The sequence below is a fragment of the Pseudomonas sp. NPDC096950 genome (assembly GCF_044762525.1).
In the GTDB taxonomy this organism is placed as follows: Bacteria; Pseudomonadota; Gammaproteobacteria; order Pseudomonadales; family Pseudomonadaceae; genus Aquipseudomonas.
In genome coordinates this window covers 148,597-172,052 of record NZ_JBIWEL010000004.1, presented here as the reverse complement: position 1 = coordinate 172,052, position 23,456 = coordinate 148,597, and the positions used below count along the sequence as shown (strand labels likewise).

Genomic DNA, 23,456 nt, shown 5'->3' with positions numbered 1-23,456 from the left:
GCGGCAAGTAGGGTTTAATAGGCAATATTTTGTGAAATATGCACTTACATGGTGTGAGTGTAACTAATCGACAGAAGCGAAGATGTTTGCTTCTGGGAGGCAAGGATGCGCGACCAAAGTACTTCCAGGTATTCAGATCACCTGTGTGCTCATCATTTGTTTGAACAGCAAGTTGCCCGCAACCCCGAGGCGAAAGCACTGGTCTTCGGGGGCGAGGTGCTCAGCTATGGCGAACTCAACGCCAGGGCCAACCGACTGGCGCACCAGCTGATTGCGTCAGGCGTCAGGCCAGAACAGCGGGTGGCGATCTGTGTCGAGCGGTCCCTGGCGATGGTCGTGGGGCTGCTGGCGATCCTGAAGGCGGGCGGGGCGTATGTGCCACTCGATCCGGCCTATTCGGGGGAGCGGCTTTCTTTCATTCTGGATGATACGGCGCCGGTCCTGGTGTTGGCGGATGCGGTCGGGCGCGATGCGCTGGGCAGTGATCTGCAGGCGTATGCGGTACTGGACCCGCGCGAGGCGTCGGCCGGTGCCGATACCAACCCGGATGTTCCTGGCCTTACGCCGCAAAACCTGGCCTATATCATCTACACCTCGGGTTCGACCGGTCAGCCTAAAGGCGTGATGGTCGAGCATGTCCAGGTGGTGCGTTTGTTCGACACCACGCAGGCCGATTTCGGTTTTGCGGCCAGCGACGTGTGGTGCCTGTTCCACTCGTTCGCCTTCGACTTCTCGGTCTGGGAACTGTGGGGTGCCCTGCGTTATGGCGGCACGCTGGTGTTGGTCCCGCATGCCGTTACCCGTGCTCCACAAGCGTTCTACCAGTTGCTGTGCGAGCAAGGCGTCACCGTCCTGAACCAGACCCCAAGCGCGTTCACCGCCCTGATGGAATTCGTCCAGCCGTCATCGGATCGGCTGCGCTATGTCATCTTTGGCGGTGAAGCCCTGCAACCGGCGACCCTGCGCGACTGGTATGGCACGCGCGGCGAATCGGCCCCGCAACTGGTCAACATGTACGGGATCACCGAAACCACGGTCCACGTCACCTATTACCCGCTGACCGCATCCGATGCGCAACGCACCGACAGCGTGATCGGCCAGCGCCTGCCGGATTTGCATCTTTATCTTCTGGACGCGTTTGGCCAACCGGTCCCGATGGGCGCCGTGGGGGAGATGTACGTCGGCGGCGCCGGCGTGGCGCGCGGTTACCTGAACCGCCCGGACCTGACGGCCGAGCGCTTCTTGCGTGATCCGTTTTCTGATCAGCCCGAAGCGCGGATGTACCGGACCGGCGACCTGGCCCGTTACCTGTCGAACGGGGACCTGGCGTATCTCGGGCGCAATGACGATCAGGTCAAGATCCGCGGCTTCCGGATCGAGCTGGGCGAGATCGCGGCCAACCTGGGCGAGCATCCTTCCATCCGCGAGGCGGTAGTCGTGGCGCAAGGCGCCGACAGCGACAAGCGCTTGGTGGCGTATGTCGTGGCTCAGCCCGAGGTGGCGGAAACCGACGCGAGCGCCTTGCGTGATTATCTGAGTGGTCGTCTGCCCGATTACATGGTGCCGTCGGCGTTCGTGCGAATGGACAGCTTCCCCCTGACCGCCAATGGCAAGCTGGACCGACGGGCGCTGCCGCGTCCTGACGGCGATGCTTTCGCCCGCGAGGCTTACGAGGCTCCGCTGGGCGAGATCGAAGTGGCCCTTGCGGCAATCTGGTCAGAGTTGCTGGGGATTGAACGGGTCAGTCGTCATGACAATTTTTTTGCCCTCGGCGGGCATTCGCTCATTGCCGTGCGATTGGTCAGCCGGATAGCTTCTTTGGGAGTGGAATTGCCTCTGGCAACCTTGTTCGCCTCTCCAACGCTCCAGGCTGTCGCCTTGGCGATTGAGGCGCAGCGTGACGCAGGCGCTGTGGCGCGCGGCTCGATCGGGATCATCTCTCGCGACAAGCCGTTGCCGCCATCGTTTGCCCAACAGCGACTATGGTTCCTGGCACAGCTGGACAGTGAAATCAGCGATGCCTATCACATTCCCCTGGCCCTGAGATTGCGCGGCTCGTTGAACGTGAAGGTGTTGCAACAGGCCCTTGATGAACTATGGTCGCGTCATGAGGCATTGCGCTCGGTCTTCGTTAATAACGAGGGTGAGGTTGAAGTGCGCCTGCTGGCCAGTGACCACGGTTTGCCATTGCGCCAGATCGATCTGCATGATGAGCCGGTCAAGGGATCGAGTGCAGAGGCCGAGCTTGCAAGGCTGTGTACCGAAGAGGCTCGCGCCCCTTTTAATCTTGATACGGGGCCGCTGGTCCGCGCTTGCCTGATCCGGACGAACCTTGCGCAAACAAGTTCCTCATCTGCAGATGAGCATGTCTTGCTCCTCACACAGCACCATATCGTCTCGGATGGCTGGTCCCTTGGCCTGCTGTTATCTGATTTGAGTGCGCTGTATACGGCTTACAGTAACGATCAAGTCAGTCCATTGCCGTCGCTTGCGATCCAATATCCGGACTATGCGGCATGGCAGCGTCAATGGCTGTCGGGCGCTCGGCTGAATGAGCAGAAGGCTTACTGGAAGCAAGCGCTGGCCGATGTTCCGACGCTCCTCGATCTGCCAACGGACCGGCCGCGGCCTGAACAGCAGTCCTTCGTGGGCGCCTCTGTGCCGATCAAATTGAGTCGAGAGTTGACCGCTGACCTCAAGCAATTCTGCCAGGCGCAGGGCACGACGCTATTCATGACGCTGTTGGCGGCCTGGTCGACGGTACTGTCACGTCTGTCGGGGCAGGAAGACATCGTCATCGGTGCGCCAAGTGCCAACCGGGGCCATCGCGAAATCGAGCCGTTAATCGGCTTCTTTGTAAACACGCTGGCGTTGCGGATTGATCTGGGCGACAGCCCGAGCGTTGCCGAGCTCCTTGCCCGAGTACGCGAAAGGGCACTCAAGGCCCAGGATCATCAGGACCTGCCGTTCGAGCAGGTGGTGGAGATCGCGCAGCCGCCTAGACGGTTAAGCCATACGCCGCTGTTTCAGGTGGTTTTCGCCTGGCAAAACTACGATGCAGGCCAATGGGCCTTACCCGGCCTTGAAGCCAGCCCGGTTCATTCTACCTACGACGTTGCCCGGTTTGATCTGGAGCTGAACCTGGCCGAGGAGGGCGACCGAATCGTTGGTGCGCTGGGCTATGCGACGGCATTATTTGACTCGGTGACAATTGAGCGTCATGTGGGTTACCTGACGACTGCCCTTGCTCAGATGATCAAGGATGCAGGCCAAACGGCCGCCGCGATCGAGCTTCTTGATGCCGATGAACGCACCTTGCTGCTCAAGACGTGGAACGCGACGGTTGAGTCCCGTCCGGATCAGTTGTGCATGCATCAGCTATTCGAGGAGCAAGTTGCCCGCAACCCCAAGGCGAAGGCACTGGTCTTCGGGGACGAGGTGCTCAGCTATGGCGAACTCAACGCCAGGGCCAACCGCCTGGCGCACCAGCTGATTGCGTCAGGCGTCAGGCCGGAGCAGCGGGTGGCGATCTGTGTCGAGCGGTCCCTGGCGATGGTCGTGGGGCTGCTGGCGATCCTGAAGGCGGGCGGGGCGTATGTGCCACTCGATCCGGCCTATTCGGGGGAGCGGCTTTCTTTCATTCTGGATGATACGGCGCCGGTCCTGGTGTTGGCGGATGCGGTCGGGCGCGATGCGCTGGGCAGTGATCTGCAGGCGTATGCGGTACTGGACCCTCGCGAGGCGTCGGCCGGTGCCGACACCAACCCGGATGTTCCTGGCCTTACGCCGCAAAACCTGGCCTATATCATCTACACCTCGGGTTCGACCGGTCAGCCTAAAGGCGTGATGGTCGAGCATGCCCAGGTGGTGCGTTTGTTCGACACCACGCAGGCCGATTTCGGTTTTGCGGCCAGCGACGTGTGGTGCCTGTTCCACTCGTTCGCCTTCGACTTCTCGGTCTGGGAACTGTGGGGCGCGCTGCGTTATGGCGGCACGCTGGTGTTGGTCCCACATGCTGTCACCCGTGCTCCACAAGCGTTCTACCAGTTGCTGTGCGAGCAAGGCGTCACCGTCCTGAACCAGACCCCAAGCGCGTTCACCGCCCTGATGGAATTCGTCCAGCCGTCATCGGATCGGCTGCGCTATGTCATCTTTGGCGGTGAAGCCCTGCAACCGGCGACCCTGCGCGACTGGTATGGCACGCGCGGCGAATCGGCCCCGCAACTGGTCAACATGTACGGGATCACCGAAACCACGGTCCACGTTACCTATTACCCGCTGACCGCATCCGATGCGCAACGCACCGACAGCGTGATCGGCCAGCGCCTGCCGGATTTGCATCTTTATCTTCTGGACGCGTTTGGCCAACCGGTCCCGATGGGCGCCGTGGGGGAGATGTACGTCGGCGGCGCCGGTGTGGCGCGCGGTTACCTGAACCGCCCGGACCTGACGGCCGAGCGCTTCTTGCGTGATCCGTTTTCTGATCAGCCCGAAGCGCGGATGTACCGGACCGGCGACCTGGCCCGTTACCTGCCGAACGGGGACCTGGCGTATCTCGGGCGCAATGACGATCAGGTCAAGATCCGCGGCTTCCGGATTGAGCTGGGTGAGATCGCGGCCAACCTGGGCGAGCATCCTTCCATCCGCGAGGCGGTAGTCGTGGCGCAAGGCGCCGACAGCGACAAGCGCTTGGTGGCGTATGTCGTGGCTCAGCCCGAGGTGGCGGAAACCGACGCGAGCGCCTTGCGTGATTATCTGAGTGGTCGTCTGCCCGATTACATGGTGCCGTCGGCTTTCGTGCGAATGGACAGCTTCCCCCTGACCGCCAATGGCAAGCTGGACCGACGGGCGCTGCCGCGTCCTGACGGCGATGCTTTCGCCCGCGAGGCTTACGAGGCTCCGCTGGGCGAGATCGAAGCGGCCCTTGCGGCAATCTGGTCAGAGCTGCTGGGGATTGAACGGGTCAGTCGTCATGACAACTTTTTTGCCCTCGGTGGGCATTCGCTCATGGCTGTGCGGTTGATCGAACGCTTGCGCCGCCAGGGTCTGAGCCTGGCTGTGCGCGATCTGTTTCAAACGCCAGTGTTGTCCGTTCTGGCCAACACGCTTGGCCAGCACCGCGAAGTGGTGGTGCCATCCAATCCGATCAGGCCCGAGACAATCAACATCACGCCCGAACTGTTGCCCTTGATTGATCTTGAGCAATCGGACATCGATCGGATTGTGTCGCAGGTTCCCGGAGGCGTAGCCAACATCCAGGATATCTATGCGCTGTCACCCATGCAGGACGGCATCCTGTTCCATCACCTGCTGGCAGAGGAGGGGGACCCCTATCTGTTGGTTGCCCAGATGGCTTTCCCTGATCTTGAAACGGTGGAGCGTTATCTTGGCGCGGTTCAACAGGTGGTAGACCGTCACGACATTTTGCGCACGGCCTTCGTTTGGGAGGGGATGTCACGCGCAGCGCAGGTTGTCTGGCGAAAAGCGCCGCTCTCCATTACGAATATTGTTCTCGATCCGGCGGACGGTTCGATCACCGAGCAGCTTTCCCGGCGTTTTAATTCAAGCCGTCACAGAATCGACCTGAGCCAGGCCCCGGTGCTGTGTTTCATCGTGGCTCGTGACCCTGTCGAAGATCGCTTCATCCTGATGCAATTGCAGCATCACTTGATTGACGATGCTTCTTCATTGCAGTTTTTCTATAACGAAGTGCAGGCGTTCCTTGCTGGTCGCGGAGAGAAACTGCCAGCGCCTCAACCATTCCGCAACCTGATCGGCCAAGTGCGTCTGGGCAAAAGTGTGGAGGAGCATGAACGGTTCTTCACCGCAATGCTCGGTGACATAGAAGAACCGACGCTGCCCTTTGGTTTGGCGGAGGTGCATCTGGATGGCGCGCAGGTGGGGCAGACCCACCGCCGGGTGTCCGCCGAACTGAATGATCGGCTGCGTACCCAGGCAAGGCGATTAAATGTGAGCCTCGCAAGCGTGTGTCATGTTGCGTTTGCCCAAGTGTTGGCACGTACCAGCGGCCAGGAACAGGTTGTGTTCGGCACGGTGCTGTTTGGGCGCATGCAAGCGGGCCATGGGGCCGATCGAGCCATGGGCATGTTCATCAATACGCTGCCGATCCGGTTCGACTCAGGTGGTATTGATACGGCCAAAAGTGTCCAGCAGGCTCATGCGCGACTGGCCGAGTTGCTTGCCCATGAGCATGCCTCGCTGGCGCTCGCGCAACGGTGTAGTGGTGTCGCCGCGGGCTCGCCGCTGTTCAGTGCGCTGCTCAATTACCGGCACAATGATCTGGCGGGTGAAGACAATGTGGTCCAGACCCTGGGGAAAATGCCCGGCGTCGAGTTGTTGAATGAGCAAGAACGGACCAATTATCCGTTTACCTTGTCGGTGGAAGATTTCGGTCACTCGCTGGGTTTGACGACCCAAGTGATCGCGCCATTCGATTCTGATCGTGTGTGTGGCTACATGGAACGCGCGCTGGAAAGTCTGGCGCAGACCCTGGAGCGCTCGCCGCAGCGACCGGTTCGGCAACTGGATATTCTGCCCGGGGCTGAGCGTTTATTGCTGCTCGAGACGTGGAACGCGACAGAGGCCGCTTACCCGGATCACTTGTGCATTCATCATTTGTTCGAGCAGCAGGTTGCGCGCACTCCAGAGGCGACGGCGCTGGTCTTTGAGGGACAGGCGCTTTGCTATGGTGAACTCAATGCCAGGTCGAATCGACTGGCGCATCGGCTGGTGGAACTGGGCATCGGGCCGGACCAGCGGGTGGCGGTGTGTGTCGAGCGCTCAGCGGCCATGGTGGTTGCCCTGATGGCGGTGCTGAAGGCGGGTGGCGCCTATGTACCGCTTGATCCGGCCTATCCGGGAGACCGACTGGCCTACATTCTCGACGATACCGCTCCAGCCCTGGTGCTGGCCGATGCCGTCGGGCAGCACGTGCTGGGTGAGGCTTTACAGCGTTACACCGTTCTTGATCCTAACGAAACCCCGGCAGAGATGGATGCCAATGTGCGGATTGCCGGCCTTACATCCCGCCATCTCGCCTACATCATCTATACATCGGGTTCGACCGGGCAGCCTAAGGGCGTCATGGTCGAACACCGTGGATTGATCGCATCGACGCTGGCAAGAACCACGATTTACAAGCCAACCAGCGATGCCGTTTTTCTACTCTTGTCTTCGATGGCCTTCGACAGTTCCGTAGCGGGCATTTTTGGAACGTTAACCACCGGTGGTGCTTTGTGTCTACCGCGCAGCAAGGCAGTCGTGGATCCACAGATCATTAGCCGCTTATTGATTGAAAACAACGTGACGTCAGTGCTGATGGTGCCTTCGCTTGCACGGTTGGTGCTACCGCAAGTGGCCCAACTTGGGTATGGGCAACTGCGTCAGGTGATCGTAGCGGGTGAGGTGTGTACTGCGAAGCTGATACAGGACGTACTTTCAGCGTTTACGACCGTCGAGTTATTCAATGAATACGGCCCGACTGAAACGACAGTCTGGGCTACGGTCCATCGCTGTTCGTCCGACGATCCTGATCCTGTACCAATAGGCCGGCCGATTCCAAACGCGCGCATTTACCTGTTGGACGCACATGGCGAGCCGGTTCCTGTGGGGGCGGCAGGTGAGATATACATCGGCGGCGCTGGGGTTGCGCGTGGCTATTTGAATCAGCCGGAGTTGTCGGCCGAGCGCTTCTTGCGCGATCCCTTTTCCGAAAAACCTGAAGCGCGGATGTACAGGACGGGAGACTTGGGCCGTTATCTGCAGAACGGGAATCTGCTATTCCTGGGCCGCAATGACGATCAGGTCAAGATCCGTGGCTTGCGGATTGAGCCGGGTGAAATTGCGGCAAGACTGACAGAGCATCCTTCCATCCACGAGGCCGTTGTGGTGGTACAAGGCGCAGACACTGACAAGCGACTGGTCGCTTATGTCGTGGCTCAGCCAGAGGCCAGGGAATTCGACCCGCAGGCAGGTTTGCCGCTGGCAGTTTTGTTGCGCGGTTATCTGAGTGAGCGTTTACCCGACTACATGGTGCCGTCTGCCTTCGTGCTCATGGATAGCTGGCCGCTGACCCCCAACGGCAAGCTTGATCGGCGAGCACTGCCGGTTCCTGACGGGCAAGCCTTTGCCCACGCGGCCTATGAAGCGCCGCAAGGTGAGACCGAGATGATCCTGGCAGCACTGTGGTCAGGGTTGCTCGGGGTTGAGCAGATCGGTCGCCAGGACAATTTCTTCACCCTCGGCGGTCATTCGCTCATGGCTGTGCAGTTGATGCAAAAAATCCGCAGTTATGGCCTGGATTGTTCGCTGAGTGACCTGTTTGCACACGCGCAACTGGCCAGTCTTGCGACCCACATCGCACAGTCCCCTGCACTCAAGGCACAAAACGGTGCGATTGCGGTGCGCTCCGGTGGCACTGAACCACCGATTTTTTTCGTGCCTTCCGGGTTGGCTGACTATTCGTATGCGATTTCCCTGGCGCAATTTATCCGGGAAAGTTGCCCGATCTATGTTTTGCCGTGGTCGGCAGCGGGTGAATCGCTTCCTCAATCGCTGGAGGTGATGGCCGACAGAATGCTGCCGCTTATCCAGGCGATACAGCCTGAAGGGCCTTATCGCATCGCCGGGTATTCCTCTGGAGGGATTCTTGCCTTTGCCATCGCCCGCGCGTTGCTGTGCAAAGACGCCGAGGTCGAGTTTTTAGGCTTCATTGATGTGCCCGCGCCACATAAGTTACCTAATAGAAATCAGGATATTAACCAGCACTTTGTCGAACATGTTAAGGCGACGGTTTGCGAGGTGGAGGCTGACAAGTTTGAACTACTGAGCCAGGGTGCCGGGGATGAAGAACTGGGGGCATTGATAAAAAAAGCACAGGCTTTGGGCGGTTATGATTCAAACGCGGACATTTCACTGGAAACAGTCAAATGGCAGGCGATTCATCATTATTCGCAAATAGCCGGCGCGTATGAGCCGCTACCCTTGCCGATCCCGCTTTATCACTTCTACGCCGCGGATCGTGAGCGGGCCGGTTTGCCGCAAGTTGATATGGTCGGCGGTTGGAGAGAGGTATTACCTGATTTAGCGATCAGCTCCATTTCCATTCCAGGCAGGCACGTGACGATGATGGAGGATGTCAGCAATCGCAAGCAGTTGGCTCAAGCATTCAATCGCGTTCTTTTGCAAGAAAATGATGATTGAGGTTTAGCGTCGCAGACGCTTCTTACCCACACGCCAGTGGGGCTGTTGCAAACGTTGTAATGCCTCACTGGCGGGTTTGCTAATGACACTACTGCGTCGCCTGGAAACCGCTTCAGACAGTGATGTCGCATGAATCGGAATACTGATCAGCGTCGCGTTATAAAACTGGAGAAATCATGGCTAATCCCTATCGCGAACTTCTAACCACCCCCGGCGTCGCGGGGTTGGTGATCGCGAGCTCCATTGCCCGCCTGCCGCAGGCAATGATCGGCATCGGCATCATCACGATGCTGGTGATGCAGACGGGTCTTTATTGGCTGGCTGGTGCGGTCGCCGGTACGTTTACATTAGCGAACGCACTGATAGGGCCGAGAATATCAAAACTCGTGGATCAGCGCGGCCAGAGCCGGGTTCTGCCCGTTGTGACGGCGTTCAGCATTGGCATGTTGCTGGCGTTGATAATGGCCGTCTATATGAGGGCTCCGGCCTTTATGCTTTTTATCCTGGCAGCACTGGCGGGGACGATGCCAAGCATGCCCGCCATGATCAGGGCACGATGGACACAGCTTTTCCGTGGCAAACCGCAATTGCACACAGCGTTTTCCCTGGACACTGTCCTGACGGAACTGGCCTTTATTATTGGCCCGCCATTGGCCATTGGCCTGAGCACCAGCTTCTTTGCCGAGGCCGGACCTCTGGTTGCCGTCTTGCTGTTGGTGATCGGCGTGACGGCGTTTGTCCTGCAGCGACAGACAGAACCTGAAGTGGTCAGCGGTAGCCGGAAAAACGCCAGCTCAACCTTGCGTATCCCTGGTCTTCGCATCATCGTTCTGGCGTTGCTCGCGATGGGGGGCATTGGCGGATCGATCGATGTGGCGGTAGTCGCTTTCGCTACCGCAGAGGGCTGGCCAACGTCCGCCAGTTTTATCCTGGCAGCCTACGCGGCCGGCTCAATGATCGCGGGCCTGACTTTCGGTGCGCTGAGCATTTCCCTGCCGATCGAAAAGCAGTTCTTTATCGGGATACTGATAACGGCAGTCACCGCCGTACTGCCCATTCTTTCACCAAACGTTTACTTCCTTGCCGGAATGCTTTTTGTGGCCGGGATGTCATTCGCGCCAACGATGGTCATCGTCATGAATCTGGGCACGATCATCGTGCCGCCGTCGAGGATCACCGAAGGACTGACGTGGATGACCACCGGTATCAGCATCGGCGTAGCGCTGGGTGGCGTACTGGCGGGCTTGATCATCGACGTCTATGGCGCGCGAGCAGGTTTCGGTGTTCCCATTGCCGCCGGCCTCGTGATGGTGATGGTGGTGTTTTTGGGGCTGGGTACGCTGCGAGCGTCATCAACGACTTGCGGCGAGCCTTCCTTTCAGTAGCCAACTCCCGGGAGCGGCAGGCGTCACGCGGTTTTGCGCTTCGGCGCCGGCACCGGTTTTTTTCAAAAACGATCCAGCCTGTAAGGTTCGGTGACCGGCAATTCATGGGATTTGCCGAGGGCCTCCGGCACGGCCAGTTGCCCAATCAGTTCCGCGGTGATTGCTGCCTGGGTCAGCCCCAAATGCTGGTGACCAAACGCCAGCAGCACCTTGCCATCGCACACCCGATCGATGATCGGCAGGGAGTCCGGCAAGGAAGGGCGAAAGCCCATCCACGGCGTAGCGTCTTCAGCATTCAAGTCTCGGCTGAACAGGCCTTTGCTCAGGCGATGCAGTTGCCAGGCACGTTCCATGGTCGGTGGGCGGTTGAGGCCGGCGAATTCGACGGTGCCGGCCAGCCTCAACCCATCGGCCATGGGGGTCATGATGAATTTTCGCTCCAGGGAGGTGACGGCGAACGGCAACCGGTCATGCTCGTGAGGCAACATCAGGTGATAACCGCGCTCGGTGTCCAGCGGCACATTCTCGCCGGTCAGCGCAGCGGTGAGTTTCGCCGAGTGTGCACCGCAGGCGATCAGGACCCGGCGGGCGGTCAGGGGCTGCTGGTCAGTGATCAGCGCAACGCCATGCTCATGCAACTGCCCACCCAGGACCTGCTGTTTCAAGAACTGCACGCCGCTGGTTCTGGCGGCGTGGACCAGTTCGCAGACCACCTGGTAAGGATCGAGAAAATGCCCGGTGCCCGGAAAGAACAAGCCGCCCTGAATTCCCTCACTCAGTTGCGGGGCCGTCTCGCGTATCACGTTGGCCTGCCAGTAATCGACCGGCACTTGTTGTTGCTGCATCCGCGCCTGCAGCGCCTCGATGACCGGGCGCGAGTCGGCGCGTTCGAACATGAGCAGTGAGCCGTCCTCCCGCAGCAAATCGGGACGGCTGATGTCCTGCAACAAGCGCTGCCAGGCACCAAGGCTGCTTTCGTTGAGCGCGCGGATACCGGCCACGGTACGTCGGAACGGCGCCGGGCGAAGGTTCAATAACAGGCGGGTGAACCACGGCAGGGCACGAGGCAGGTATTTCCAGTCCAGGCGCAGCGGGCCCATCGGGTCCATCAGCATGGCGGGCAGGCGTCTAAGGATCGACAGGTCGGCGATGGGAAACACCTGCTCGGTGGCCAGGTGCCCGGCATTGCCAAACGAGGCGCCGTGACCGGGTTCCTGCCGGTCGATGACCACCACCCGCAGCCCCTGGCGTGCCAGGCGCAGGGCGCAGGCGACGCCGATGATGCCGGCGCCGACGACCGCGATGTCGGGATGCTCAGTGGCGTGATCAGACATTGTTCTGCTCGGCCGACCAGTTTTTGTACCACTGGCGGAACAACGAGTACTGATTTTCGGCGTAACGCCGCTGGGCATCGCTGAGCACATCGGTGTCGTTGAAGTGCAGGGTGTATTCCTTGTCGCCGTTGAGCCCCATCAAATGCTTGTAATAGAGCACCAGGTCGCAGCCTTCATCGAAGGACGACAACACCGCCAATGCCGATTCCAGCTCCCGCGCCAGGCGTCGGGCCTTGGCGTCGCCGTTGGCCGCTTGCTTGCTCAGGGCCACCAGTTGCAGCACTTCCCGTGGCAGGGCGTTGCCGATGCCGGTGATGGCGCCGGTGGCGTTGCAGTTGACGAAACCATGCACCACTTGCGTATCGACTCCGACCATCAGGGTGACGCTGTCGTCCTGGGACGTGATGTTTTCGGCGGCGTAGCGCAGGTCGGCGGCGCCACCGAATTCCTTGAATCCGATCAGGTTCGGGTGTTCGCGGCGCAGTTCAAAGAACAGATCGGCGCGTGTGGCGAAGCCGTAGTAAGGGCTGTTGTAGATCACCGCCGGCAGGTTTGGCGCGGCATTCAGGATGGCGGCGAAGTGGTTTTTTTGCGCGGTGGCCGAGGCGCCGCGAGAAAGCACGCGCGGGATCACCATCAAACCGTGGGCGCCGACTTTGGCCGCATGGGCCGCATGGGAAATTGCCTCGCGACTGTTCACGGCGCCGGTGCCGACGATGGTCGGAACACCGGCAGCAACCAGACGCGCCACGCCTTCCTGGCGCTGGGCTTCGGTCAACAACGGCCAGTCGCCCATGGAGCCGCAGTACACGACTGCACTCATGCCGATATCGACCAGCTCACGCCCCTTGGCCACCAACTTGTCAAAGTCCGGTGTGCGCTCGGCGGTGCACGGAGTCATCAATGCAGGGATGCAGCCAGTGAAAATATTGTCGCTCATGATGGTCACTCCAGATTTATTGAGAGGCGGGGTCGCTCAAATGCCCCAGGCGAAAGGGTCCTGTTCGTCGATCAGCAGCGTGCTGTCGGCCGTCATGAACGCCTGGCCGGTAATGAACGGGCGGACACGTTCGCCTTCCCATTCGTAGCTGCCGATGAACTGGCTGGCGGTGATGCTGGCCTGGACCCAGGGCTCACCGGGGGCGAGTTTTCCATCGGCCGCCAGGCACGCCAGTTTGGCGCTGGTGCCGGTGCCGCAAGGCGAGCGGTCGTAGGCTTTGCCGGGGCACATGACGAAGTTGCGGCTGTCGGCCTGGTCATCGTCGGCAAACAGTTCGACATGGTCGATGACTGCGCCGTCCTCGCCATGAATGCCTTGGGCTTCCAGGGCCTTGAGCATCGCCCAGGTGTATTCGGTCAGGGCGTCGACGTTGTCGAGTTGCAACACTTTTCCGTGATCGGACACCAGGAAGAACCAGTTGCCGCCCCAAGCGATATCGCCGTACACGCGGCCATGCCCCGGAACATCGACCGGCACCTGTTGGCGGTGGCGATAGGCGGGCACATTGCGCAGGGTCACCGTGCCGTCGTCGTGCAACGTGGCGCTGACCGGGCCGACGGGCGTGTCGATCTTGTGCACCCCGGGCTTGATATAGCCCAGGTAATGCAACGAGTTGACCAGGCCGATGGTGCCGTGGCCGCACATGCCGAGGTAGCCGGCATTGTTGAAGAAGATCACGCCGCACGTGGCGTCCGGCGACACCGGTTCGCAATACAGCGCGCCGACCAATACGTCGTTGCCGCGCGGTTCCAACAGACAGGCACGCCGCCAGTGGTCATGCTGGTCACGCAGGGCGTCGCGTTTCTCGACCATCGTCTGGCCAGCCAGTTGCGGGAAGCCACTAATCACCAGGCGGGTCGGTTCGCCGCCGGTGTGGGAATCAATGACATGAACCAGTTTCATAAACCTATCCTTGAGAGGTGCGCAGGTAATGGCTGTAGCCTGGACTTCCCGTCACGCTGGCGATTGATGTTTTCAGTGGGCGTGGATGACGAAATCAGCACAATGCAGGAGGGCTCGACACCGCTCCCGCAACGGGGCAATCTCGGGTCGGGCATTGAGAGGGTGAGACGGATGACGCAGAACGCGTTGGCGATGCTGTGCCAGGGGAGCGACGGGAATCGCCCCGAAACCATCGAAGCGCTACTGGCGGGCGTGGCGCCGCTGTTACCGATGCTGGATGTGATTCCGAATGCGACGATTTTTATCAAGGACGTCCAGGCGCGCTACGTCATGGCCAACCGCACGCTGGTTCAGCGCTGTAACTTGAAACAACTGCAATCCTTGCTCGGGAAAACCAGCGCCGAGGTTTTTCCAGCACAGTTTGGACCGGGTTATACCGAACAGGATCGACAGGTGTTGGAGCAAGGCCGGGTGCTGGAAGATCAACTGGAACTGCACCTGTACGGCAGTCGCGAGCCGGGCTGGTGCCTGACCCACAAGCGACCGCTGTTAAACCACAAGGGTGACATCATCGGCCTGGCGGGGATCTCGGTGGATCTGCAATCGGCCAGCGACACGCACCCGGCCTACCAGCGCCTGGCGGCGGTGGACGAATACATTCGCGCGCATTTCAATCGGCGTGTCACCTTGGCCGAACTGACGCGGATTGCCGGTATTTCCGTGGCGCAACTGGAAAGGTACTGCCAGCGGGTGTTCCACCTGACGCCACGGCAGATGATTCAAAAAGTGCGACTGGAACACGCCCATCGTTTACTGCACACCGACATTCCCATCACCGATGTCGCGTTGCAGTGCGGCTACACCGACCACAGTGCTTTCACCCGCCAGTTCAAGGCCTTGACTGGATTCACGCCACGTCAGTATCGGCAAGCTACCGCCAATTAACGGTGGGGAGTCGGTTCTGGTAGATGGCGTTTTCTGCTTATTTTTCGGTGCGCTCTCGTCATTGTGCGGGCATGGCAGAAAGCGTCCAATCATCACGTGTCAACACAACACACGCACTTCCGAAAGACACGGCGCGCTCGTTTAAATACGAGCCCGGAGTCTCTTCTAATAATAAGATTTTGGATGCGAAGATGAAAACACACGTGGCGAGCGGCTGTTCCTTAAATACCCTACCTTTACTCTGCGCCTTGACTGTCAGTGCACCAGCATTTGCCGTGAATTTCAATATTGGTGAAATAGAAGGGCGTTTTGACTCTTCACTTTCAATCGGGTCAAGTTGGGCGCTGCGTAATCCAGACCCTCATTTGATCGGCGTCAATAATGGCGGAAAAGGTTCGGCATCGACCGGGGACGATGGTCGGTTGAATTTCAAGAAACATGAAACCTTCTCTAAGATATTCAAGGGTGTGCATGATCTTGAGTTGAAGTATCAGGATGTGGGTGTGTTTGTTCGCGGCAAGTATTGGTACGACTTTGAGTTGAAAGACGAAAATAGGCGTTTTCGCGATATCGACGACTCTGGACGCAAGGAAGGCGCCAAATCGTCCGGCGCGCAAATCCTCGATGCGTTCGCTTATTACAACTACGTGATCAGTGACTTGCCTGGCTCGTTTCGTGCGGGCAAGCAGGTGGTCAACTGGGGCGAAAGCACCTTTATTCCGGGCGGGATCAACGTGATCAACCCCATCGACGTGGCTGCGATCCGTCGCCCGGGGTCCGAGGTCAAGGAAGCGCTGCTGCCGGTCAACATGCTCTACCTGTCGCAAGCGCTGACGGATAATCTGGGGCTGGAGACCTTCTACCAATTGGACTGGGAACAGACGGTCGTCGATAACTGCGGCACGTTCTTTGGCAGCGACATCCTGGCTGATGGCTGCAACTTTGCCACGGTCGGCCCGAACCTTACCGGTAATGCCAGTGCGGTCAGGGGCCTGACCCCGTTTGGCATCGGGCTCGACAAACAGGGCATCATCCTGCCTCGCGGCGATGACAGGGATGCGCGTAACGGCGGCCAGTGGGGCGCGGCCATGCGCTATATGTTCGAACCGCTGGACACGGAGTTTGGCGCGTACTTCGTCAACTATCACAGTCGCAGCCCTTACCTCAGTTCGCAAACCAGTGCCCATGCCACTGACCTGGGTTTCGCCCCGCAGTTGTGTGCAAACCTGGGCATCGCCGCCAATTCCGCCGGGTGTGGCAGCGCGGTGGCGGGCCTGGCGCCGGCGTATCGTTTCGGCACGGCCAACTACTTTATCGAGTACCCGGAAGACATTCAGATGTACGGGTTGAGTTTCGCCACCACCTTGCCGACCGGCACGGCGTTGTCCGGTGAAATCAGCTATCGACCGAACTTGCCCTTGCAGTTGAACACCGTTGATTTGCTGCAAGCGACCATTGGCGCCACGGCGCAATCGCCGATCCTCTCCAGTGGCGACATGATCGTCGGCAACTCCACCGACATGACCGGCTACAAGCGCAAGGAAGTGACGCAGATGCAAGTCACGGCCGTGCACTTCGTGGATCAGGTGCTGGGCGCCAGTCGCCTGTCTTTGGTCGGAGAAGTAGGCGCGGTTTACGTTGCCGGGCTGGAAGGCAATGGCGGCGTGCGTTATGGCCGCGACAACGTGTATGGCCTGGGTGCTATCTCACCGGATAACAGCAAGTGTTCGAACGCGCAAACGAGGTTTTGCACTAACGACGGTTTCGTCACCACGACTTCGTGGGGTTATCGCGGTCGCGCGTCGTTGGATTATCCAAGCGCGATTGCCGGGATAAACCTGCAGCCAAGTATTTCGTGGTCACATGATGTGAAGGGTTATGCGCCGTCGCAAAGTGCGGGTTTTAACGAGGGCAGTAAAGCCATCAGTCTTGGATTGACCGCTGATTATAAAAATACTTACACGGCGACCCTTAACTACACCGACTTCTTTGGCGGGACTTACAACGCGCAAATTGATCGTGACTTTATCGCCCTGAGCATGGGCGTAAACTTCTAGTTATAAAAAGAACGTCTGCCACGAGGTTACTATGAACGTTATTGCATATTCAGTATGTGTCTCCGCGCTCGGCCTGTGTTTGGCCAGTGGACATGCACTTTCTGCTGTTTCGGAAGTTGAAGCGGCCAAACTAGGTAAAGAACTGACCCCGGTCGGCGCGGAAAAAGCCGCGAATGCCGATGGCAGTATTCCGGCCTGGACCGGCGGCCTGCCCAAAAATGCCGGGGCGGTGGATGCCAAAGGTTTTCTGGCGGATCCTTTTCCTCAGGAAAAACCGCTGTTCACCATCACCGCAAAGACCGTGGAAAAGTACAAGAAGAATCTGACGCCGGGGCAACTCGCCCTGTTCGCGCGCTACCCCGACAGTTACACGATGCCGGTCTACATGACCCATCGAACCGCGAACTTGCCGGACGATGTATTGGCGGCCATTCGTCAAAATGCGCTGAAGGCGAATCTGGTTGAAGACGGTAATGGTTTGGAAGGTTTCAGTACCGCGATCCCGTTCCCTATTCCACATACGGGCCTGGAAGTGATCTGGAACCACTTGACCCGTTATCGCGGAGAGGGCGTTTCGCGTTTGATTACCCAGGTCACGCCACAAACCGACGGTTCGTATTCCCTGGTGCGCTTCAAGGATCAGATGACCTTCTCTCGAGGGTTGACCGATTTTGATCCGGTCAAACAATCGAACCTGTTGTTTCTCTTCAAGCAGGAAGTCATCTCGCCGACCCGATTGTCCGGCTCGGTGGTCCTGGTTCATGAAACCCTGAATCAGGTCAAAGAACCGCGCATGGCCTGGGTGTACAACGCCGGGCAGCGTCGGGTCCGGCGTGCACCACAGATTGCCTATGACGGCCCGGGCAGCGCCTCCGATGGCACCCGTACCTCGGACAACTTCGACTTGTATAACGGCTCGCCGGATCGATACGACTGGAAACTGGAAGGGAAAAAAGAGGTGTATATCCCTTACAACAGTTATCGCCTGGACTCACCGAAATTGAAGTATGACGACGTGGTAAAGGCCGGCCATATCAATCAGGACCTGACTCGTTACGAGTTGCACCGGGTGTGGCATGTTGTGGCGACGTTGAAACCGGGCGCTCGGCATATTTACTCCAAGCGCGACTTCTACATCGACGAGGACACTTGGCAGGCTGCGACAGTTGACCACTATGACGGTCGCGGAACATTGTGGCGTGTGGCCGAAGGGCATCCGCAGTTTTACTACAACCAGCAGATTCCCTGGCTGACCGTGGAAACCCTCTACGACTTGATCTCCGGGCGCTATCTGGCCCTCGGGTTCAAGAACGAAGAGGCCCAGGCTTATGACTTTGCGTTCAAGGCCAACAACATCGACTACACCCCGACGGCACTTAGACAATCAGGGGTTCGCTAACTAAAAGGGCACTTGAAATCCCGGGCAGGATTATCTGCCCGGGATCAGTCTATGCGGCGATAATCGCCGGGCGTTACACCGGTCCATCCTTTAAACGCGCGAATAAAAGCACCCGGTTCAGTGAAGCCGACTTTTATCGCGATCTCATTGATGGGCAGGTTGCGTTGCGTCAGGTGAAAGATGGCGAAGTCGCGGCGGATGGTGTCCTTGATCGTCTGGTAGGGCGTGCCTTCCTGGGCCAATTTACGTCGCAGGGTCTGTGGCGCCATGTTGAATTCGCTGGCTACTACGGTGAAATCCGGAAAGCCTTCTTCCATGCGGGTTTCGATCATCAAGCGGATTCGTGTGCTGTAACTGTCGTCGTTTTCCAGCTTCATCAACATATCGATGGGGGTTCTATGGAAGTATTCTTTCAGCGCACTTTCGGACTGGATCACCGGTAACTGCAGATATTTTTTATGGAAGGTCAGGCTGTTGACGGGCTCCGAGAAACTCTGGTCGCCAGGAAACAGGAATTTGTATTCGTCGACATGGGGCGGCGGCGGGTATTTGAAGGTGCTGTGCCCCAACAAAATATATTTACCGACGAGCCAACTGAAGAAACGGTGCCAGACAATCATCAGGAATTCGGAAAATAAATGATGGGGGTCCAGTTCTGGATTGTTGAAGGTAAAGACCAGGCGCGCTTCATCACCTTCTTTTATCAACTCTATTCGGTAGTTGTCTTCGATTGTTCGATAGAAACGGGTGGCAATTTTCAAAGCCTTTTCCAGATTGGGCTCATGCAGCGCCAGTTTACCCATCAGGTAAAGCGTGCCGATTTTACAAGGCGTCAACGTAAAACCCAGGTACTCGTCCTGCAGGGATTCCCAGGTTTTTTGCACCACCCGGGCGAGTTTCTCCACGGCAATTCGGGCCTGCGGGCTGTGCAGCAACTCTTCGGAAATCCCGGTTTCACGCAGCAGGCTTTCGGTGTCGAGGCCTTTGGCAGCTACTTGTTCCAGTAAAACGGACACGTAGTGATTGCTGGCGGTGTATTTTTTCATTGCGCTCCCGATGGGCCGGCTTATTGTGCGGAAATGTTCATTTCACAGTTTCTTTAGGGCATTGTCCGACGAGGCGAATAAAAATTAGTATCGAGGTGTCGGTAAGGCGAAGTCAATGCATATCAATGCTTTAGCAGAATTCGAAAGAATGATTGAAAGATGAAAAATATAAGTGTGTGGATGTAGCGCGTTTTGTCAGATGGGTAGCTGATATTAGTTCTGCAAGCTTCTATTCTCTGCTGGCCCGGTGCAAGGCGTGTTAATACCCAATAATTATAAAAAGAGGCTCCCATGTACCTGTTCCAGTCGATCAAGCGCAATGCGCAAGTCACTCCCAACCATATCGCGACAGTGGACGGCGCGCGTCGGCAAACATGGGCAGAACTCCACGGGCGCGTCGCGAGGTTTGCTGGCGCGTTGGTCGCTCTGGGCGGACAGGCGGGCGATCGGGTAGCGATTCTGGCGCTGAATTCGGATCGCCACTTCGAGCTGTGCTTCTCGGTGCCATGGGCCAATCGCGTGGTGGTGCCTCTGAATACCCGCTGGTCGATCAAGGAAAATGTGTATTCCTTGCAGGATTGCGGGGCGACGGTGCTGGTGGTCGATGATGCGTTCAAAGGCATCGCCCATGAGATTTTTTGTCAGGTGGATAGCCTTGAAACCCTTGTCTACGTGGGGGACGGTGAAACACCTGAGGGCATGTTGAACTATGAAGCGTTGCTCGACGCCGCAGAGCCGGTCGAGGCCTCTCATGCAGAATACGGCGAACTCGCCGGCATATTTTACACCGGCGGCACCACGGGTTTTCCGAAGGGCGTGATGTTGTCCCATCAGAACCTGTGGAGCAGCGCCATGTCGGTCATGGCGGGGATTTCGGTCAATGAACCCGGCACGGTTTATCTACACGCCGCGCCCATGTTCCATCTGGCCGATCTGGCGTTTTCGATTGCCAATTCGATCGCCGGGTCCACCCATGTCTTTGTCCCGGCATTCGAGCCTGGAAAAGTGCTGGAGACGATTGCCGAGAACAAAGTCACCGACGTATTGCTGGTGCCGACCATGATCTCGATGTTGTTGAGCCATCCGGCACTGGCCGACGCCGATATTTCGTCCCTGCGCAAGGTTGTCTACGGCGCCTCGCCGATGCCGGAAGGCACGTTGAGGCGAGCGATCGAAGGTTTCGCGAAAGTTGATTTCTATCAGGCCTACGGGCAAACCGAACTGGGGCCCATCGCGACGATCTTACAGCCGCAATACCATGTGATCGAAGGGCCGAATGCGCGCCGATTAAGGTCTGCAGGGCAGGCGGCCTATTGCGTTGAACTGAAAATTGTCGGTGATGAAGGCCAGGCGCTGGCGGTGGGTGGCATCGGTGAAGTGGCGGTTCGTGGCCCCAATGCCATGCTCGGCTATTGGAACAGCCCGGAGCAGACCCGTGCTGCGTTGGTCGACGGTTGGGTCATGACCGGCGACGCCGGTTACCTGGATGACGAGGGCTTTCTGTTTCTGGTGGACCGGGTCAAGGACATGATCGTGTCCGGTGGCGAGAATGTGTTTTCCGCTGAGGTGGAAAGTGCCATTTCCAAGCATCCGGCGATACACGAAGTGGTGGTCATCGGTATTCCCAGTGAACAATGGGGCGAGTCTGTGCATGCCATTGTTCGTCTGCGTGAATCAGCCGGCACGACTGAACAGGAAGTTATCGACCATTGCCGGCAATACATTGCCGGTTATAAGTGCCCGCGAAGTGTGGTGTTTCGCGAAGAACCTTTCCCGATGACCGGTGCAGGAAAGTTACGCAAGGTTGAACTTCGCGAAGTCTATTGGCGTGACCGCCAGCGCGCCATCAATTAATTAATAACATCGGATAAGCCTGCCGCAACGATGGGTTATCCAGAAACGTCAAGCAGCACCCAAGCGCGTTATTGTTAATTTAGTTGGTCTATGCCGGCATTGTTTGCCGGCATGGCCATCGGCAAAGTACCTATCAATAAGAACAACCAAGGCATTCCTAAATGAATCAAATACGATTTGACGGGCGAGTTGTAGTTGTGACTGGCGCGGGCAACGGTTTGGGCCGCGCTTATGCGTTGGAGTTTGCCCGCCGTGGTGCGCAAGTTGTGGTCAATGACTTGGGCGGTAGCGGTCACGGCGAAGGACAAAGTGCGACGGCCGCCGATCTCGTGGTTGCGCAAATCCGCAGTGCCGGTGGTCAAGCGGTGGCCAACTATGATTCGGTGGAGTTCGGCGAACGGATTATCGAGACCGCGCTGGATAACTACAGCCGTGTGGATGTGGTCATCAACAACGCCGGGATCTTGCGCGATTCCAGTTTCGCCAAGATGACCGATACCGATTGGCAGTTGATCTACCGCGTGCATGTGGACGGTGCTTACAAGGTCACCAAAGCTGCCTGGGCAACCATGCGTGAACAGGGTTTTGGACGAATCATTTTTACCACCTCGGCTGCCGGGCTCTACGGCAACTTTGGCCAGGCCAATTACAGCTCGGCCAAGTCCGCATTGCTGGGCTTGGGTCGCACCCTGGCCATTGAAGGCGCGCGCAACAACATCTACTCAAACGTTATCGCGCCAATCGCCGGTTCCCGTTTGACCGAGACGATCTGGCCGGAAGAAGTACTCAAGGCTACCAGCCCGGATTATGTCGTGCCGCTGGCGATCAAGTTGTGCGCCGAAGACAGCACGGAAAACGGTGGCGTGTTTGAAGTCGGCGCCAGTTGGTTCGCGAAAGTCCGTACCGAGCGCAGTAAAGGCGTGGCCTTCGGTATCGAGAACGTCGTCAGTGCCGAACAAGTTGCCGAGCGCTGGAGTGATATCTGCGACTTCGGTGAGTCCGAGCCGGCGGAAGATGTCTTGAGCACGTTCAACGCCGTTGGCCGGATGGTAGGCATCGACTTGTTGGCCACTAAAAAGTAACCCAACCCGCAAGAGGAAACAGTGATGTCCAATGTTCGGATTGCCGGTGTGGGAATGGTCAAGTTTTGTAAACCGGGTACCCAGGAACCGTATCGGGTCATGGCCACCAAAGCGGTGAAAGCGGCCCTGGAAGATGCCGGTATCGACTACCGCTTGGTGCAACAGGCGTACGCCAGTTATGTCTACGGCGACAGCACCTGCGGGCAGCATGCGTTGTATGGCGTCGGCATGAGCGGTATCCCGATTATCAACGTCAACAACAATTGCTCCTCGGGTTCGACGGCGTTGTTTCTGGCGCGTCAGGCTGTGGCCAGCGGCGCTGTCGAGTGTGCGTTGGCAGTGGGTTTCGAGGAGATGCAACCGGGTGCGCTGGGTTCGGTGTGGAACGACCGCGAGTCACCGTTCGATCCGATGGTGCAACGCCTGAATGAAGTCGCCGACGCGCCCGAAGGACCGTTGGCCCTGCGTATGTTTGGCTCGGCGGGCACGGCGTATATCGACAAGTACGGCGCCAACCCTGACATCTTCGCCCGCGTCTCGGCCAAGACCCGCAGCCATGCGATCAAGAACCCGTTCTCGATGTTCACCACGCCACTGACCGTGGAAGAAGTGATGGCGGCGCCGATTATCTACACACCCTATTTGACCCGGCTGATGGCGTGTCCGCCGAGCTGTGGCGCGGCAGCGGTGATCGTGTGCAGCGAAGCATTTGCGCGCAAACACGGCACCGCCGCTGGGGTGGAAATCATCGGGCAATCGATGGTCACCGACCTGCAGGACAGCTGGACTGATCCAATCAACCTGATCGGCGCCAGGATGACCAGCACCGCCGCGCAACAGGTTTACGAACAGTCCGGCCTGGGCCCGGAAGCCGCTCAGGTTGTGGAGTTGCACGACTGCTTCACCACCAACGAAGTCATTACCTACGAAGGCCTGGGCCTGTGCGAAGAAGGGCAGGCCGAGCAATTCATCCATGACGGCGACAACACCTACGGCGGGCGATACGTGGTCAATCCATCCGGCGGCCTGATGTCCAAGGGGCATCCCCTGGGCGCTACCGGCCTGGCTCAATGCACGGAACTGGTCTGGCACCTGCGCGGCACGGCCGGCGCGCGTCAGGTCGAAGGCGCGCGAGTGGCTTTGCAGCACAACCTGGGCCTGGGCGGCGCGGCTGTCGTCACGATGTATCGCAGCGTTTAGTTCTGCGCCGTTCAATAACAAAAAAGGAA

Annotated in this window: 12 protein-coding genes; 8 read left to right on the top strand and 4 right to left on the bottom strand. The window is 58.5% G+C overall.

All coding sequences use genetic code 11. The annotated features are described in order from the left end of the window. Positions 1-105 precede the first annotated feature (105 nt). Positions 106-9,222, top strand: a complete 9,117-nt coding sequence (locus ACIQY3_RS09570; RefSeq protein WP_403018869.1) for an amino acid adenylation domain-containing protein — start codon at positions 106-108, stop codon at positions 9,220-9,222. Positions 9,223-9,398: 176 nt separating this feature from the next. Then, positions 9,399-10,607, top strand: coding sequence for an MFS transporter (locus tag ACIQY3_RS09565; RefSeq protein ID WP_403018868.1), 1,209 nt, complete (start codon positions 9,399-9,401; stop codon positions 10,605-10,607). A 62-nt stretch (positions 10,608-10,669) separates the two neighbouring features. On the opposite strand, the gene ACIQY3_RS09560 is transcribed toward ACIQY3_RS09565, so the two are convergent. Genes ACIQY3_RS09560 through ACIQY3_RS09550 form a run of 3 tightly spaced genes read right to left on the bottom strand, consistent with a single transcriptional unit; the run spans position 10,670 to position 13,844 of the window. After that, positions 10,670-11,941, bottom strand: coding sequence for an NAD(P)/FAD-dependent oxidoreductase (locus ACIQY3_RS09560; RefSeq protein ID WP_403018867.1), 1,272 nt, complete (start codon positions 11,939-11,941; stop codon positions 10,670-10,672). Beyond that, positions 11,934-12,881, bottom strand: coding sequence for a dihydrodipicolinate synthase family protein (locus tag ACIQY3_RS09555; protein WP_403018866.1), 948 nt, complete (start codon positions 12,879-12,881; stop codon positions 11,934-11,936). Before ACIQY3_RS09555 ends, ACIQY3_RS09560 begins: the two co-directional genes overlap by 8 nt. A 36-nt stretch (positions 12,882-12,917) precedes the next feature. Continuing rightward, entirely contained in the window at positions 12,918-13,844 is a 927-nt protein-coding gene (locus ACIQY3_RS09550; protein ID WP_403018864.1) for a 4-hydroxyproline epimerase, read from the bottom strand. 171 nt (positions 13,845-14,015) lie between these two features. On the opposite strand from ACIQY3_RS09550, the gene ACIQY3_RS09545 reads away from it, so the two are divergent. The 3 genes from ACIQY3_RS09545 (at position 14,016) to ACIQY3_RS09535 (ending at position 18,245) form a co-directional block, all read left to right on the top strand. Further along, positions 14,016-14,789, top strand: a complete 774-nt coding sequence (locus tag ACIQY3_RS09545; RefSeq protein WP_403018862.1) for a helix-turn-helix domain-containing protein — start codon at positions 14,016-14,018, stop codon at positions 14,787-14,789. Between the two features lie 191 nt (positions 14,790-14,980). Continuing rightward, positions 14,981-16,846, top strand: coding sequence for a DUF1302 domain-containing protein (locus tag ACIQY3_RS09540; protein ID WP_403018860.1), 1,866 nt, complete (start codon positions 14,981-14,983; stop codon positions 16,844-16,846). Positions 16,847-16,877: 31 nt separating this feature from the next. Then, positions 16,878-18,245: a DUF1329 domain-containing protein gene (locus ACIQY3_RS09535; RefSeq protein ID WP_403018859.1), complete on the top strand. Its 1,368-nt coding sequence runs from the start codon at positions 16,878-16,880 to the stop codon at positions 18,243-18,245. Positions 18,246-18,289: 44 nt separating this feature from the next. Here the strand turns inward: ACIQY3_RS09535 and ACIQY3_RS09530 are convergent, their stop codons facing one another. Beyond that, complete coding sequence (locus ACIQY3_RS09530) at positions 18,290-19,291, bottom strand: AraC family transcriptional regulator (protein WP_403018858.1); 1,002 nt, start codon at positions 19,289-19,291, stop codon at positions 18,290-18,292. A 291-nt stretch (positions 19,292-19,582) separates the two neighbouring features. Here ACIQY3_RS09530 and ACIQY3_RS09525 point away from each other — a divergent pair, with 291 nt between their 5' ends. The 3 genes from ACIQY3_RS09525 (at position 19,583) to ACIQY3_RS09515 (ending at position 23,427) form a co-directional block, all read left to right on the top strand. Then, positions 19,583-21,145 carry a long-chain-fatty-acid--CoA ligase gene (locus tag ACIQY3_RS09525; RefSeq protein WP_403018856.1) on the top strand — a complete coding sequence of 521 codons (1,563 nt, stop codon included), beginning with the start codon at positions 19,583-19,585 and terminating at the stop codon, positions 21,143-21,145. Positions 21,146-21,306: 161 nt separating this feature from the next. Then, positions 21,307-22,227: an SDR family oxidoreductase gene (locus tag ACIQY3_RS09520; RefSeq protein WP_403018853.1), complete on the top strand. Its 921-nt coding sequence runs from the start codon at positions 21,307-21,309 to the stop codon at positions 22,225-22,227. Between the two features lie 21 nt (positions 22,228-22,248). Further along, positions 22,249-23,427 (top strand): lipid-transfer protein, encoded by a 1,179-nt coding sequence (locus tag ACIQY3_RS09515; RefSeq protein WP_403018851.1) that lies wholly within the window; start codon positions 22,249-22,251, stop codon positions 23,425-23,427. Positions 23,428-23,456: the final 29 nt, after the last annotated feature.